This window comes from Stenotrophomonas sp. AS012628 (assembly GCF_010608305.1).
GTDB lineage: Bacteria > Pseudomonadota > Gammaproteobacteria > Xanthomonadales > Xanthomonadaceae > Stenotrophomonas > Stenotrophomonas geniculata.
In genome coordinates this window covers 81,203-95,593 of sequence record NZ_VMBJ01000007.1, presented here as the reverse complement: position 1 = coordinate 95,593, position 14,391 = coordinate 81,203, and the positions used below count along the sequence as shown (strand labels likewise).

Genomic DNA, 14,391 nt, shown 5'->3' with positions numbered 1-14,391 from the left:
GGGTGCCAACCTTGGTTGGCACCGATGCCCGATATCGCCGCCACCCCCACGGGAACGCCCCATGTCCCTGGCTGAATTCGCCCTCATCGACCGCATCCGCGCCCGCACCGCCGAGCGCGACGACATCGTGCTCGGTATTGGCGACGACGCCGCACTGCTGCAGCCACGCCCGAACGAACAGCTGGTGGTCACCGCCGATACGCTCAACAGCGGCGTGCACTTCCCGGCCGAAACGCCGGCGTTCGATATCGGCTGGAAGACGCTGGCCGTCAACCTGTCCGACCTCGCCGCGATGGGCGCGCGCCCGGCGTGGTGCACGCTGGCGCTGTCGTTGCCGGAAGCCAGCGAAGACTGGATCGAGGCCTTCGCCGACGGTTTCTTCGCACTGGCCGACCAGCACGACATCGCCCTGATTGGTGGCGACACCACGCGTGGCCCGCTGTCGCTGTCGGTCACTGCGATGGGGCAGGTGTCGCGCGGCCAGGCGCTGCGTCGTGATCGCGCACAGATTGGCGATGACATCTGGGTCAGCGGCACCCTCGGCGACGCTGCCGGTGCGCTGCGGCTATGGCAGCAGGGTGCGCTGAACGTGGCCACCGCCACGCTGCTGGCCGATTACGAAAGCCTGCGCCTGCGCCTGCTGCGGCCGACCCCGCGCGTCACCCTCGGCCTGCGCCTGCGTGCATTCGCGCATGCGGCCGTGGATATCTCCGATGGGTTGCTGGCCGACCTTGGCCACATTGCTGCCCGCAGCGGCGTGCGCGCCGAAGTCGATGCCGATGCGTTGCCGATGTCAGCGGCGCTGCGCGAACTGCTGGGCCGCGATGTTGCCCGTGAGTGCGCGCTGCACGGCGGCGACGATTACGAACTGTGCTTCACCGCCGCCGCCGACCAGCGCGACGCGTTGCACTTCGTTGCCGAATCGCTGGATCTGCCGATCACCCGCATCGGCCGCATCATGGAAGGGCAGGGCGTGCACACCGAAGGCCACGACGGCCCCAGCGGGTACGAGCACTTCGCCGGCTGAGCACGCAGGTCATGCCTGCTGCTGCGCGGCAACCTGACGTTCGATGCTCGCCGCGATCAACGCGATAGCCTCAATGACGATCGCCTTCGACGTCGCATCTGTCACACCGGTGCTACGCAAGGCCTGCTCGGCCTGTTGGCAGCTGCGCGCTGCCTGGGCTTCTCCCAGAAATACCAGCGCGCCGGCGAAGCTGTGCAGCTGATCGATCATGGCCGGTGCGTCGGCACTGTCCAGCGCCTGGGTCAGCGCCGCGTAGTCGCGATGCGCGGTCTGCAGGAACGCCTCGCGCATCTGCCGCTGAACCGCCTCGCTCACCACCGGAGGTAAGGGTGGCTGTGCCGAGCGATCGAGGTCGAATCCATGCAGCGCGGCCTGCAGCGACGGCAGATCGAGCGGCTTCAGCAGCAGTGTGGACATACCGGCCTCGCGTACGCGCTGCGCGTCCTCGGGCATCGCATTGGCGGTGAGTGCGACGATGGGGATGGAGGGGTCATCCGCACGCAGTTTCCGGGCCAGCCCGTATCCGTCCAGGTGCGGCATGTTCAGATCAGTCAGCACGATGTCGAACCGGCCCCCGCGCCAGCGGTGCCACGCCTCCTCGCCGTCGGCCGCGAGGGTGACCTGCCAACCCAGCGCATGCAGTTGCCCCAGCGTCACGTCACGGCTGATCACGCTGTCATCCACCAGCAAGGCGTGGCCACGCGGGGAATGCGCGCGCTCTACAGGCGCTGGCCGTGGCGGCGTGCCTGCCACGGCGGTGGTCCGGCGTGCTGGAATGTCCAGGCGGAAAACGCTGCCGGTGCCCGGGGTGCTGCGCACGCCGAGGGTGCCGCCGAGCAGTTCGGCGAAGCGTTGGCACAAGGCCAGCCCCAGGCCGCTGCCGCCGTGCTGCCGTGCCGAGCCGGCACCGACCTGCACGAACGGTTTGAACAACACGGCCTGTGCTTCGGCATCGATGCCCGGGCCGGTATCGCGCACCTCCACGTGCAGCCACTCGGTGCCATCGGACCGCAGCGAGGCATCAACGCTGACCGCCACCGTTCCCGATGCCGTGAACTTCACCGCGTTGCCCACCAGGTTGTTGATCACCTGCGCCACACGGCCTGCGTCCGCCACGTAGGCTGGCCCCAGCGCATCGCCGGTGTGCAGCTCCAGGCGCAGGCCCTTCGCGGCAGCCTGTGGTTCGAACAGTGTCGCAGTCTGCTGCAGCAGCGCACGCGGATCGAAAGGCGACGGTTCCAGCGTCATCAGCCCGGCTTCGATACGGGAAAGGTCGAGGGTGTCGTTCACCAGCCCCTGCAGCACATCGGCGGCGCTGCGCGCGCGCGCGACATGCGCGTGCGCCGCCGCCGGCATGGTCTGGCGGGCAAGCAGTTCAAGATGGCCGAGCACGCCGCTCAAAGGGGTGCGGATTTCATGGCTGATCATCGCCACGAAGGCCGTCTTGGCCTGGTCCGCAGCCTCGGCATCGTGCTGGGCCTGTTCGGCATGACGCCGTGCATCCAGCAGACGCTGCTGGGTTTCCGTCTGTGCGGTCACATCGGTCACCGCGCAGACCCAGATCGCCCGCCGCTGGTAGCGCGCGGCGGCCACGATGGATTGCAGGTAGCGCGATGGACCGTGCTCATCCGCGGACGGCGCCTCGAACAGCTGCCCGTGTACCTGGCCGTCAACGCGTTGCACCAGGCGGCCGACCAGTGCGTCCAACAGGTTGCCGGTGGTGTCGCCGATCAGCTGCTGCAGTGCCTGGTTGTGCAGGATCACCTGCCCGCTCTGCTGGTCGAGCAGGCACAGGCCGACCGGCGACGTTTCGATCAAGGTGCGGCTCAACGCTTCGCTTTCATGCACCCGTGCGGCTTCTTCCAGCGCCGGCCGCAGCACGCGCCGGTCCACCAGCAGCAACAGCGTCCACAGTGCGGCCAGCAGGGCGGCCAGGGCCAGCCCACCGCCGAGCAGATAGGTCCGCTGCGCCGCCCAGATGTCGGTCCAGCGGTAGAGCCGCAGCAGCGTCCAGTCGATGCCCTGCAAGGGTGCGGACATCACGAAGGCACGGCCGGCAGGCAGTGCCAATAGCATAGGCCGGGGCGATGGCGCGGCGCGCAGCGCACGCCCGGAAATCGCAGCGTCCGCAGCGCTGCGCAGAACATCGTTTCCCTGCCGGTCCAGCACCACCCACATCCCCGGGCTGGCCTCCTCCAACCGCTCGCGCAGGCCTTGAAGCGGTTCAAACGTCAGCCGGTTGATGAAGGGGACGCCATTGCTGCGCAGGCGCATCTGGGTGACCAGTGCATCCTCGCCGGTGAACGGATTGCGGCCGAAGTAGGCGCGCAGCTGGCCGCTGGCCAGTTGAAGCTCGGACTCCGCCCCCGCTGACTGCCAGCCGGCATCGGCGGTCTGTGCCAGCGCGGCCAGTGCCTGTTCACGGGTAGGCACCTTCATGAGTTGCAGCAGCTGCGCTTCATCATGCAGCCCGGCGATCGCAAACAGGCGCCCTTCCGGTTCGAAGGCGAAGGAGATCAAGGAAGTGGGCGAATCCTGCGCCGCTACGGTGGCGGCCATGTACGCCGAATAGGTCTGCACCATGCCCAGGTACGCCGCCTCCACCTGTGGCGGAAGACGGCCCTCGCGCGGGGACAGCGCCAGCCAAGGGACGGACAGGGCGCCGGGGGCCACCACGCCGGCCTGGCCATCCTGTGCTGAAAAGCGGGCAGCAACAGGCAGGCCACCGGCCACCAGTGCGGTTTGCTGGGTAGCCCACAGCATGGCGTTGGTGTTCAAGCTGGCCACGTAGGCCCGCCTGCGCTCGCCAATGTAGCGATCCACCGTCTGCTGGCCGCGCTGCAGCGCCTCGCGCTCGTTGAGGTGCACCGTTTCCAGCCGCAGCCACAGCGCCGCGCAGCCGGCGGCCAGGAGAAGCAGGGTCAAGATGGCACCGCCGCCGAACAGCAGCCGGCGCTGCAGGCCTTGCAGGGTGGCAAGCACGGAGCCCGGGGGTGACGCCATGGTGCGAACCTGGGTTGTGAGGCTGTGGCGTGCAGCGTGACGCGTATGCCACCCTCAGTGCAAGTCATTGCCGGAGCACTGCGGAAGCCCGATCTACGTTTACCGATCAACGCGCGCCTCGGCCTCACGGGGCGTGCCGTAATCATCCAGCCATTTGAACGCCACCGTTGCGGGCATCGCTGCACCTTTCGGCAGCGCATAGCGTACCTGTGCCCCCGGCGCGATCATATCCACGTCCACGCGGCGGCCATCGGCCAGCGTCAATGAACTCAACGACACGTGGTACGCGCTCGGGTTGCGTACCTGCAGCGCATCACCATCGGCAGTCCACTGCAGCGTGGCTGCTGCGTCGCGTGCATTGCCCGGCAGCCCGGCGGGTCGATGAAACAGCTTCACCCGCGTACGCACCGCGAACTGCAGCAGGTTCTTGCCACTGGCATCGCTGGGCTTGGGCGGAATGTCCAGCAGGTTGAAATAGAACACCGATTCGCGATCGGTTGGCAGCGGTGACTCCGACGGGCGCGGTGCGTAGGTGACGCGATATGCCTGGCCCTGCTTCGGTTGTAGCAGTCGCGGCTCGGCGGGTGTCAGCCGGAACGGCGTGCGTACGCTCTCCGGGCGCGACTGGCTGTCGCCGTCATCGATCCACACCTGGGTCATCGCCGGCAGTTCACCCACGTTGCTCGCCCTGACCGTTACGTCGCGACCCTTGCTGGCGTCGTGAACGATGCGCGTGCCCTGCAGTGTCACCGCGGCCGATGCCGGCAGCGCTACCGACACGGCCAGCAGCGCGCATTTCCACGTCCTGGCGCGGAGTTTCATGGTCAACCTCATTCAAGGGTGCAGGCCAGCGCAGCGTGGCGCTGGCCTGCCGGAAGCGGATTACTTGTAGAGCACCACGAAGTCGCCCGAGGCATTGGCGGTGCCTGCCTGCGCGTTCTGCGCCGGTGAGGCGTACCACGCGCTGTAGTCCAGCTGGCCGCTGCCACCGGCGGCGATGGTCACCCACACGGCCGGGTCCTCACCGATCTTCTGCTGGTTGCCCGCAGCGTCGTACAGGGCCACGCCAACATTGGCTGCAGAAGACGCCGCGGTCAGTGCCAGGTTGCCGGTGCTGCCATCGGGCGTGCCGCCGAAGCGCACACCTACATCCTGTGATGCACCCGAACCCGAGCAGTCCAGGGCGATGGTGAAGTTCTTCTGGCCGGCACGGGTGCTGGCGTTGACCGAGGCCAGATCGACCTTGCCCATCGGTACGGTGATGGTGCCACCGGTGGAGCCCACCGAGCAGGTGGAGGTCATCAGTTCGCCGGTGATTTCCAGCGTCTCGGCTGACACCGACGGCGCGGCGACCGCGAGGGCGGAAAGCGACAGGAGGCGGAGTGTGAGTGGCATGACAGTTCTCTGTAGTGGAATGGAGGCACGCGGTGGCCGCCCACGGCAGCCAGTGCGACCAGTTTCGATGCGCGCGCCAGGCCGCGGAATGCAACAAGTTGCAAAAGCGCGTTGACGTTCGCGAACTGCAATAAATCCGATAGGAAGTGACAGTGCCGCTGCCTAGACTGCGCGGCCTCGATTGGCTTTCAAAGCAACCTTCATGAATATCTCGCGGGCTCACGGGGTCATGCCGTATGCGCTTGCTCTCGCATTTGCGGGCCTACATGCAGCGGTCGTTGCCGATGCATCGGCCTGCCAGAGACTGAGTTTCGAAGATCGTGACGAAGAAATATCGCGTTCGATGCCCAATGTCGACTTTCCTGATCGCTACTTTGCTGGCACGGGAAGCTCAATCACCGATTCGTTCGACTGTCCCCAGGGGCAGATGGTGTTTCTGGTGGAAATGACACTTCCAGGCTTGACCTATGTGCGAGACATCGTCTCGGACGGGAGGGTCTACCCCGCCTATCAGGTAAGTGAACGTTCGCCTCTCCTCATCTTCAGTCACGCCCTGCCGCTCCAATCGGGTTTGGGTTCGGGAGTCGCGTTGCACAACGGGCAGGTCAATCGACATGTGGCTGCGGTTCTGCCCGCTTCTCGAACAATCGACCACTTTGTGCAGATGCGTGTCTTCTTTCGTGGTGGCGCAATGGAGCGTGTGCCGCGTACGCATCTGGGAACAATCGAGGTCTGGTCGGAAAACGACCCCGGGAATCGCTTCCGACATTCCTTTACGCTGGAACTGAATATCCCGCTTCTTACCTGCACCCTCGCCAACGCCTCCCACACCCTCGACGACGTTCTCGCCAACGAACTCGCCGCCAGCGGCAGCAACGCGAAGGAATCCAGCTTCGACGTCGCGATGAACTGCCCGATGGATAACATCGACGTGCAGCTGTCGTTGGCCGATGCCAATGATCCTGGCAGCAGCAACGGCCAGCTCGCACCTGCCCCCGGCACCACCGCCGGCGGCGTGCAGGTGCAGCTGCTACGCGGTGGCCAGCCAGTGCAGTTCGGCCAGGCGTGGTCGCATGGCTGGTCCAGCAAGGGCCAGCAGGCCATCCCGTTCAGTGCGCGCTATCTGCGTACAGCCGATCCGCTGGTGCCCGGCGACGTCAAAGGCGAGGCGGTGCTGACCGCCGACTACCGATGATGGCCGTTGGCCATGCCCGTGCCGCCACGCGTTCGCTCTGCACTGCCATCGGTGCGGTGTTGTCGACGGGGCTGGCGTTCGATGCCGCCGCTGCGCCGGTTGAGTTCAGCGAAGGCTTCCTGATCGGCGGCGAAGCCATCGACATGGCGCGATACGCCAACGGCAATCCGTTGCCGGCTGGCGATTACGCGGTGGACGTGCATGTGAACGGCCAGTTCCTGCGCAGCCAGGACATCCGCTTTGTCATCCAGGACGACCCGCAGATCGCGGTGCCATGCCTTTCTCCGATGCTGGTACGCGGGTTGCCATTGAAGCCTGCGTTTCTTGAGGCCCTGCCGTCCGAAGAGAACACCTGTGTGGATCTGCCCGCGCTGGTGGAGGGTGCCAGTACCACCTTTGACAGCGGCGAGTTGCAGTTGTCCCTGAGTATTCCGCAAGCGGCCCAGGCCATCGCCGCGCGTGGCTTCGTGGCACCGGAACTGCGCGACGACGGCATCACCGCCGCCTTCATCGACTACAGCGCCAACCACTACCGCAGCCAGGGCAGCGACAGCAGCTACCTCGGCCTTCAGGCGGGCCTGAACCTGGGCGCATGGCGCCTGCGCCACCGCGCGTCGTTCACCCATGGCAGCCAAGGCACCCGCCACGAGGTCATCAGCAGCCATCTACAGCGCGACATTCCGCGCTGGAACAGCCAGCTGCTGCTGGGCCAGGGCAACACCGGTGGCGAGCTGTTCGAAAGCGTGCCGTTTACCGGCGTGCGCGTGGCCAGCGACGAACGCATGCTGCCCGATTCGCTGCGCGGCTATGCGCCGGTGGTGCAGGGCATTGCCGAAGGCAATGCGGTGGTCACCATCCGCCAGAACGGCAGCATCATTCACGAAAGCAATGTGGCGCCGGGCCCGTTCACCATCGAGGATCTGTATCCCACCAACTTCGGCGGCGATCTGGACGTCAGCGTTACCGAAGCCGATGGCCGCGTGCAACGCTTCAGCGTCAACTTCTCCGCTGTACCGCAGGCGCTGCGCGCTGGGTCGTCGCGCTTCGCAGTCACCGCCGGCGAGCTGCGCGACACCGGCAACACGCTGCAGGCGCTGCGCTTCACCGAGGGCACCTACGCGCGCGGCCTGAACAACCGGCTTACCGTGCTGGGTGGCGCGCAGCTGGGTGAGGACTATCGCGCCCTGCTCGCCGGTGCTGCGGTCAACACGGCCATCGGTGCATTCGGTGCCGATGTCACCCATTCGCGCGCCCGCCTGCGCGGCAACGACACCGCCACCGGCAACAGCTTCCGCGTGAATTACCAACGTTACGTGGCGCGCACCGGTACCAACTTCGGCCTGGCCGCGTATCGCTACAGTACGCGCGGCTTCCTCAGCCTCAACGATGTGGCACGCGCGCAGAGCGACGACTGGGGTTACGGCCAGCGCGCCCGCCAGCGCTACCAGGTGAACTTCTCGCAGAAGGTCGGCCAGCGCAGCAACCTGTATCTCAGCGGCGGCCATGTGTCTTACTGGGACAGCGCCCGACGCCGCAACGATTTCCAGGTGGGCTTCCAGAGCACGCTGGGGCGGGTCAACTACGGTGTGTCCGCGCTGCGCTTCCGCGTGGGCGATGGCCGCCAGGACACCCGCTATGCATTCACCCTCAGCGTGCCGCTGGGCCGTAGCGCCAACGCACCGCGTGCCAGCACCCAGCTCAGCCACGCCGATAGTGGCAGGCAGTCGCAGCTGGGCATCACCGGCAGCCTGGGTGAGTCACGTGCGCTGAGCTACAGCCTGTCCGGCTCACAAGGCAATGGACAGAACAGCCATAGTGCTTATGCCGCGTGGCAAGGCAGCCGTGGCAATCTCAATGCTGGCTACAGCCGCAGTGGCGACTACCGCAGCCTGTCGCTTGGCGCATCGGGCAGCGTGGCGCTGCACAGCGGTGGCCTGAACCTGGGCGCTCCCGTGGGCGACGGCTTCGTACTGGTGCAGGCGCCGGGTGCGCAGGGCGCGCGCATCGGCAGCAGCACTGACCTGCGCGTAGCGCGCAATGGCTACGCGCTGCTGCCGCACATCAGCCCCTATCGCTGGAACACCATTGACCTGGATCCGTCCGGCCTGCCGATCGAGGTGGAGCTGCTGCAGACCTCGCAACGTGTGGCGCCCACCGCCGGTGGCATCGTGCGCGTGCCGTTCCAGGTGCGCCGCGAGCGCACGCTGTTCATCGACGCCACCGATGCCCTGGGTCAGTCGCTGCCGTTTGCGGCGGTGGTGCAGAGCGAAGACGGCGCGCCGGTCGGCGCGGTGGGGCAGGGCGGGGTGATCCAGCTGCGCGGTGCGCAGGACAGCGGCGCGTTGATCGTCGATCCCGATGGCAAGCGGCGCTGCCGCATCGACTACCGCATGCCCGAGGCGCCGGACGCGTACGGGTTGTCGTGGAGCCAGGCCGTGTGCGTGCCGCAGCCGTTGCCGCCGGAGGGTCTGCAGGTGGCCACGCCAGAAGCGGTCGAGAACACGGCCCCGTAATTCCCGTTGTCCCTTTCATCGCTCACAGGAGCTTCCGCATGTCCCGTTCCTTCCTTCAGCTGGCAACCGCCGCCGCGCTATGCCTGAGTGCTTCGGCCGCATTCGCTGACCAGGCCACACTGACAATCACCGGCCGTGTGCTGCCGGGTACCTGCACCCTGGCGGCGCCTGCTATTGACTTGGACCCGATCAAGGCCGATGAACTGGTGCAGGGCGACAACAAGCTCAAAGCTGGCACCTTGGACTTCACTGGCTGTGTGGGCGTGGGCAAGGCCACGCTGTCCTTCGCCGGTACTGCAGCCGATGGCGATGCCGATCGCTGGAAGAACACCGCCGCCACTGATGCGGCCGATGGCGTATCGGTCGCATTGCTGGCCGGTTCCACAGGAAACACGTATCTGAAGAACGGTGACACCGGCATAGAGGTGGTGGTGAGTGGTGCGACAGCCAGCTACCCACTGCGAGCCGGCTACTACCTGCCGGCTGTGGCAGGGGTGAGCGCAGGTGCCGTGCAGGCTGAAATCGTGGTGACGGCGGATTACGAGTGATGCGGAACAGATCAGCTAAAAGAGGCCTCGGCGTGCTTGCAGGAGGAGTCGCGCTGATGGTTGCAGGCGCCGGGACTGCCCGGGCCTGCACATCGTCTGAGTACCGGGCGATGAACCACGACAGCGTGCATCAAACCTATCCATCATGGCCCGGCCAGGAGATTGCAAAAGAGGTCGCCATCCACCACATCCGCGGTTGTACTGTGCCGGATGAAGACCTTGCGATGGACGTGCGCGTCGAATTCCCGGGATTGCGCCCCGCAGGAACCATCTACTGGCAAGGAGAGACATTTCCTGCCTACGAAGCGGCACCCGACTCGCCACTGATCATTTTCTACTGGATCCAGGCCCTACCCCTGTATCCGCCGCTCACACCGCTGGAGGTGGGGGCGGCAATGCCAATCGTCAGGACATCCACGGGAACCCTGCCGGCGAACGTGCAATTCAATTCGGGCGTTGCCTTCTTCACACGGTCGGACGACCGTCGATTGCGATCGTTTGAGATTGGTGGAGGGAGCATGCATGTCAATGCGGGTGCTTACCCATCCGTCAGTGGCACGTTTCCGCTTTATCTGAAGATGGTCTTTCCTGCCACGACCTGCCCTCTGGATGATGCGGCTGAGACGCTGCAGGATGTGCAGGTTGCCGAACTGACCACGCCGGGAAGTACTGCGAAGGAGAAAGTCGTGGCACTCCGCATGAACTGCGGGGTTGATGCGCCGCGAGCAAGAATGATGCTGTCGGATGCAGCAGATGCGTCCAACACGGGCAGTCTGCTCACCCCAAGCGCCGGATCAGACGCGAAGGGCGTGCGGGTGCAGATGTTGCGCAATGGCAGTGAAGTCCAGTTTGGGCAGCAATGGGATTTCGATCCCGGCACTGGCGGTGTGCACGACCATGCATTCACTGCGCGCTACTTCCGCACTGGTGATGCGTTGCAGCCTGGCTTGATCAGGGGCGAGGCGGTATTGAACGTGGACTACTGGTAAGGGAAGGCGGCTGATCTGCGGCTGCAGCACCGAACCGCATGCTCGGCTGCATGCATGGCTCGCCGGCATTCCAGAGGCCATGACGAAGAGCAGCCGAGCATGGCTCGGCGCTACACGGCTTCCCGCAACTGCACATCCACATGCTCGGCCAGCCCGCGGCAGGCCAGCAGCAGTCCCTCACGCACGTCATCGCCCACCTGCTGACCCTCATCGCCGTCTACGCGCACACGTTCGATGGCATGCAGTAGTTCCAGCAGCAGCGTCAGCCCGGCGTTGGCGCGGTCGAGGCGTGCCATCGCGATGCCATGACCCTGGGTGCGGGTTTTCCAGGGCCACGCTCGCCCGTCGGCGGCCTCCACGTGGCGAATGCGCTGCTGGCAGCCGAGCAGGGTAATGCCCTCGTCGGCGTGGGCGCCCATCGTGCTGCCCAGCGTGGTTTCCAGCGCTTTGGCCAGGTCATCCGGCAGGCGTTCAACGGCATCACCCAGTGTGGCGAACAGATAGGGATAGAGCGAAGAAGTCATGGCGGCATCCTTGTGCTGATGGCAAAGGGCCGCCCTCGCGCTGGGTGAGGGCGGCGGACGGTGCGTGGTTGCAATACCGGGGACCAACGCGTGTTAGCCGGCGGGCACAAGGCCCCCACGCACCGCCCGCCATAAGGCGCGGACGGATTGCCTGCCGACGCCGCCCAACAAGGAGAGAGCGACGCCGACAGGCAAGCGTAAACAACGCGATAGTCCAACGGGATTGCAAGCCCATGCCACCCGTTGTCGGTGGCGATCCATGATGTGCACGGAAGTGCCGCTGCACCAATCAGATAATTTTCAAATTCAAAATTATTGCAATCTGCATGCACGCGTTGCGTGGTCATGCGGAGTGAGGCGATTGCGTCAGAGTTCGCACGGATTCCCTGTAGAGCCGAGCCTATGCTCGGCTCACCGCGCGAAGCGCGGCGTTCTTCGTGATCTGACCGGAGAGTAGCCAAGCGTGGGCTCGGCTCTACAGAAAGCGCATCGTGCACAGTGGAACGGCGCCGGATTGCTCCGGCGCCGTTCTTGTTTCATTACCAGCTGTACGCCACAGACAGGTTGGCAGTTGCTTCGCGGTACCCACTGTCACCACGCATCACCCCAAACCCACCCCAGGCACTGAAGCCGGAACGGAATTCCACGCGCGCCCCGGCACTCAGCTCATAGCGGTTACGCGGAATGCCAGCCTTCAGCACTTCATCGTCGAATGCGATGCCATTACCGGCGCCATCGCGGTACCAGTTGGCCGCCAGATACGGGCTGACCAAGGCACCCGCTGCCGAGCGCGATTCACCCTGCAGGCGCAGGCCAGCACGGCCGGACAGGCCGTTGTTGCCTGCTGCACGCACCACGGTGCCGTTGGTTTCGGTATGCACGTCGGTCTTCGCATCGGTGTAGACGAGCTGCAGTTCCGGCTGCAGGCTCAGCGCGGTGTTGCCGATCTGGCCGATGCCGAAGCGGTAACCGGCTTCCACGGACGACTGCCAGATATCCGAGTCGTAACGTTCTTCGGCCAGGCCCTCGCCCTGCACGCGGTTGCGGAACTGGCCGCGCTGCACGCTGGCATCCACGTACATCGCATCGTTGGCCCAGCTGCCGTACACGCCCAGTGCACCACCTTCCACCTTGCCGCGTGCACTGAAACCGGTCACGTCCGAACGCGAGGTGGCGCTGCTGCGTGCAGCGGTGCCCATCACGCCAACGCGGCCACGGCCGTCATCGAATACGCCGATGTCCGCACCCAGCTGCAGGCGCGAGCGGTCCACGCGCAGGTCGAGCTGGTCATCCACCGCACCCAGCTTGCTCTGGGTGGCGTCCACTCGGGCCCAGCCACGGATGCCATCCGCCGCCGCGGCGCCGCCCTGGCGGTCGCGATAGCTGTGGCGCAGCATCTGGTCCAGCGCGAACTGGTTGGCCAGATACGCGCCGGTTTCCGGGCGTAGCACCGGGATCGGGTTGATCGGGTCAATGGGGTCAACCGGATCAATGATCGGCTTGCACTGCGGCAGCGACGGGTCAGCCAGGCACGGGTCCGGCGTGGTTGCCAGCTCCGAGCGCAGGTACCAGTTGCCGTTGGCATCCTTCACCAGGAAGTACTCGTACTGACCGCCCACAGCGCGGCCGACCAGATCGAACTGCGCGTTGGAGGTGCCGCCGATATCGATCAGCTCGATGCCGCGATCGGTCTTGGCACCGGCACCGCCGGCATTGAGCACGCGCACATTGGCCTGGCCATTGGCATCGCCAGCAATCACCAGCTTGTCGGTCAGCGAGGTGTCGTCACCCAGCTGGGTGTTGAACAGCAGGGTGCCGCCGTTGCCAGTGAACTCGTCCAGGCTGAGCGTGTTGAAGCTGCTGCCATTGCCCAGCGCCACGGTACCGCCCGCGCCCAAGGTGAGGTGGCCGACGTTGCTGTCGCCGGTCATCAGCCAGGCGCTGTCGGTATCGATGGTGGCGCTGGTGACGTTGATGAAGCGGCCGTCGATCTGGGCTTTGTTGCGCAGGATCACGTCCAGCGTGCCATTGGTGACCGTGGTCGGGTCGAAGGTCACGTTGCCGGCCAGCCGGGAATCATCAACGGTGAAGTTGACGTCGGTGCGCGCAGCGAGAGGGCCGAATTCACTCCTGACAAGCAGCAGGTTGCCATCAGCGCCCGACAGCTTGGCGTCGTTGCGGATCGTGATGTTGTAGTCGTTGTCTTCCAACGGCATGACCTGGATGGCCGCGCTGCGCTGGGATACCAGCGTGGAGTCATCAACGTTGAGCGTCACCGCACCCGCCGGATTGAGCTCGGCCCACAGCATCGCGCCCACGTTGGCGCCGGTCACATGGGAGCCGTTGAGGATATCCATCGTGCCGAACTGCAGGCGAACGCCCAGGCCGCTGTTGTAGGCGGCGGCCGTGCCAGGATTGTCCTCTACGCGGACCTGCATGGCATCAAGTACAGCAAGCGGGTTGCGGTTTCCTGAGCCGCTGGGCAGGCTGCGCAGGTCGACACCCACCGCGAGACTCTGGGGCGCCAGATCGGCAGCGGCCACGATGATGGAGCCGCCCGTCATTCGAGCTACAGCGTCACCATTCAGTGCAATGCCACCACCGCGAAAATGAGTGCCGACCGTCGTCAACGTGGCGTTGCCCGCGAGCGTTACCGCTGCAGACTTGCTGACCGACGTCACGGTGCCACCCTCGAGTGTGATGGTCGACGTATCCTCGGCGGAGATCTCATTCATTGCCGCATCGCGACCGGCCAGCGTGGACCCATTCTTCAGCGTCCAGGCTTCCACCGGATCACCTGCGACGACCTCGGCAGACTGGCCATCGAGATCGCCCGCCAATGCGACGCCAGTGGAGAGCGTGGAAAGCGCCAGCAGCAGGCTGCGGGCCAACGGGCACAGCGACAGGGGACGGGCAGGATGAAGGTGCATGGTCTTGTCCTTTGCAGAGAGAAACGAGCGGGACACTGCATGACAACCGGAAACCCCTGTTCAGCGGGGTGACGTATAAGCCTGCAACTCGTGAAGAAAGTGTGAGGTGGGCGGTTGTTTGCGAATGTGCGTGTCTGGAATGGCCGCGAGTGTCCTCTCGCCGCAGGAGGGTTCCCATGCAATTAGTTGCAAAGCGCGCTTGGCGGGCTAATCCGCTATGGGAGCCGTTAAGGCGCGGATATGGGGCCCAGCGATCTGCGACATTCG

Annotated in this window: 10 protein-coding genes; 5 read left to right on the top strand and 5 right to left on the bottom strand. The window is 65.5% G+C overall.

Features of this window, described 5'->3' with window-relative positions:
• Window positions 1–61: 61 nt before the first annotated feature.
• Window positions 62–1,027, top strand: coding sequence for a thiamine-phosphate kinase (gene thiL / locus G5A07_RS05560; RefSeq protein WP_191862991.1), 966 nt, complete (start codon window positions 62–64; stop codon window positions 1,025–1,027).
• A gap of 9 nt (window positions 1,028–1,036) precedes the next feature.
• Here the strand turns inward: thiL and G5A07_RS05555 are convergent, their stop codons facing one another.
• The 3 genes from G5A07_RS05555 to G5A07_RS05545 all read right to left on the bottom strand — a co-directional run bounded on the left by G5A07_RS05555 (window position 1,037) and on the right by G5A07_RS05545 (window position 5,425).
• Window positions 1,037–4,030, bottom strand: coding sequence for an ATP-binding protein (locus G5A07_RS05555; protein ID WP_191862990.1), 2,994 nt, complete (start codon window positions 4,028–4,030; stop codon window positions 1,037–1,039).
• A gap of 99 nt (window positions 4,031–4,129) precedes the next feature.
• On the bottom strand, window positions 4,130–4,852 hold the full coding sequence (locus G5A07_RS05550; RefSeq protein WP_191862989.1) for a fimbria/pilus periplasmic chaperone: 723 nt from the start codon (window positions 4,850–4,852) through the stop codon (window positions 4,130–4,132).
• 60 nt (window positions 4,853–4,912) lie between these two features.
• Window positions 4,913–5,425 carry a fimbrial protein gene (locus G5A07_RS05545; protein ID WP_191862988.1) on the bottom strand — a complete coding sequence of 171 codons (513 nt, stop codon included), beginning with the start codon at window positions 5,423–5,425 and terminating at the stop codon, window positions 4,913–4,915.
• Window positions 5,426–5,627: 202 nt separating this feature from the next.
• On the opposite strand from G5A07_RS05545, the gene G5A07_RS22440 reads away from it, so the two are divergent.
• From G5A07_RS22440 to G5A07_RS22435, 4 genes are all read left to right on the top strand, one after another.
• The gene (locus G5A07_RS22440) at window positions 5,628–6,620 is read left to right on the top strand and encodes a fimbrial protein (protein ID WP_237707026.1); all 993 of its coding nucleotides are present in this window, start codon (window positions 5,628–5,630) and stop codon (window positions 6,618–6,620) included.
• Window positions 6,617–9,133, top strand: a complete 2,517-nt coding sequence (locus G5A07_RS05535; RefSeq protein WP_191862987.1) for a fimbria/pilus outer membrane usher protein — start codon at window positions 6,617–6,619, stop codon at window positions 9,131–9,133. Before G5A07_RS22440 ends, G5A07_RS05535 begins: the two co-directional genes overlap by 4 nt.
• Window positions 9,134–9,171: 38 nt before the next feature.
• Window positions 9,172–9,681: a fimbrial protein gene (locus G5A07_RS05530; protein ID WP_191862986.1), complete on the top strand. Its 510-nt coding sequence runs from the start codon at window positions 9,172–9,174 to the stop codon at window positions 9,679–9,681.
• Window positions 9,682–9,791: 110 nt separating this feature from the next.
• Window positions 9,792–10,670 carry a fimbrial protein gene (locus G5A07_RS22435; protein WP_262405846.1) on the top strand — a complete coding sequence of 293 codons (879 nt, stop codon included), beginning with the start codon at window positions 9,792–9,794 and terminating at the stop codon, window positions 10,668–10,670.
• Between the two features lie 110 nt (window positions 10,671–10,780).
• On the opposite strand, the gene G5A07_RS05520 is transcribed toward G5A07_RS22435, so the two are convergent.
• Together G5A07_RS05520 and G5A07_RS05515 are read right to left on the bottom strand one after the other, a co-directional pair.
• The gene (locus G5A07_RS05520; RefSeq protein ID WP_191862985.1) at window positions 10,781–11,194 is read right to left on the bottom strand and encodes a hypothetical protein; all 414 of its coding nucleotides are present in this window, start codon (window positions 11,192–11,194) and stop codon (window positions 10,781–10,783) included.
• A 539-nt stretch (window positions 11,195–11,733) separates the two neighbouring features.
• Window positions 11,734–14,124 (bottom strand): autotransporter outer membrane beta-barrel domain-containing protein, encoded by a 2,391-nt coding sequence (locus G5A07_RS05515; protein ID WP_191862984.1) that lies wholly within the window; start codon window positions 14,122–14,124, stop codon window positions 11,734–11,736.
• Between the last annotated feature and the right edge of the window lie 267 nt (window positions 14,125–14,391).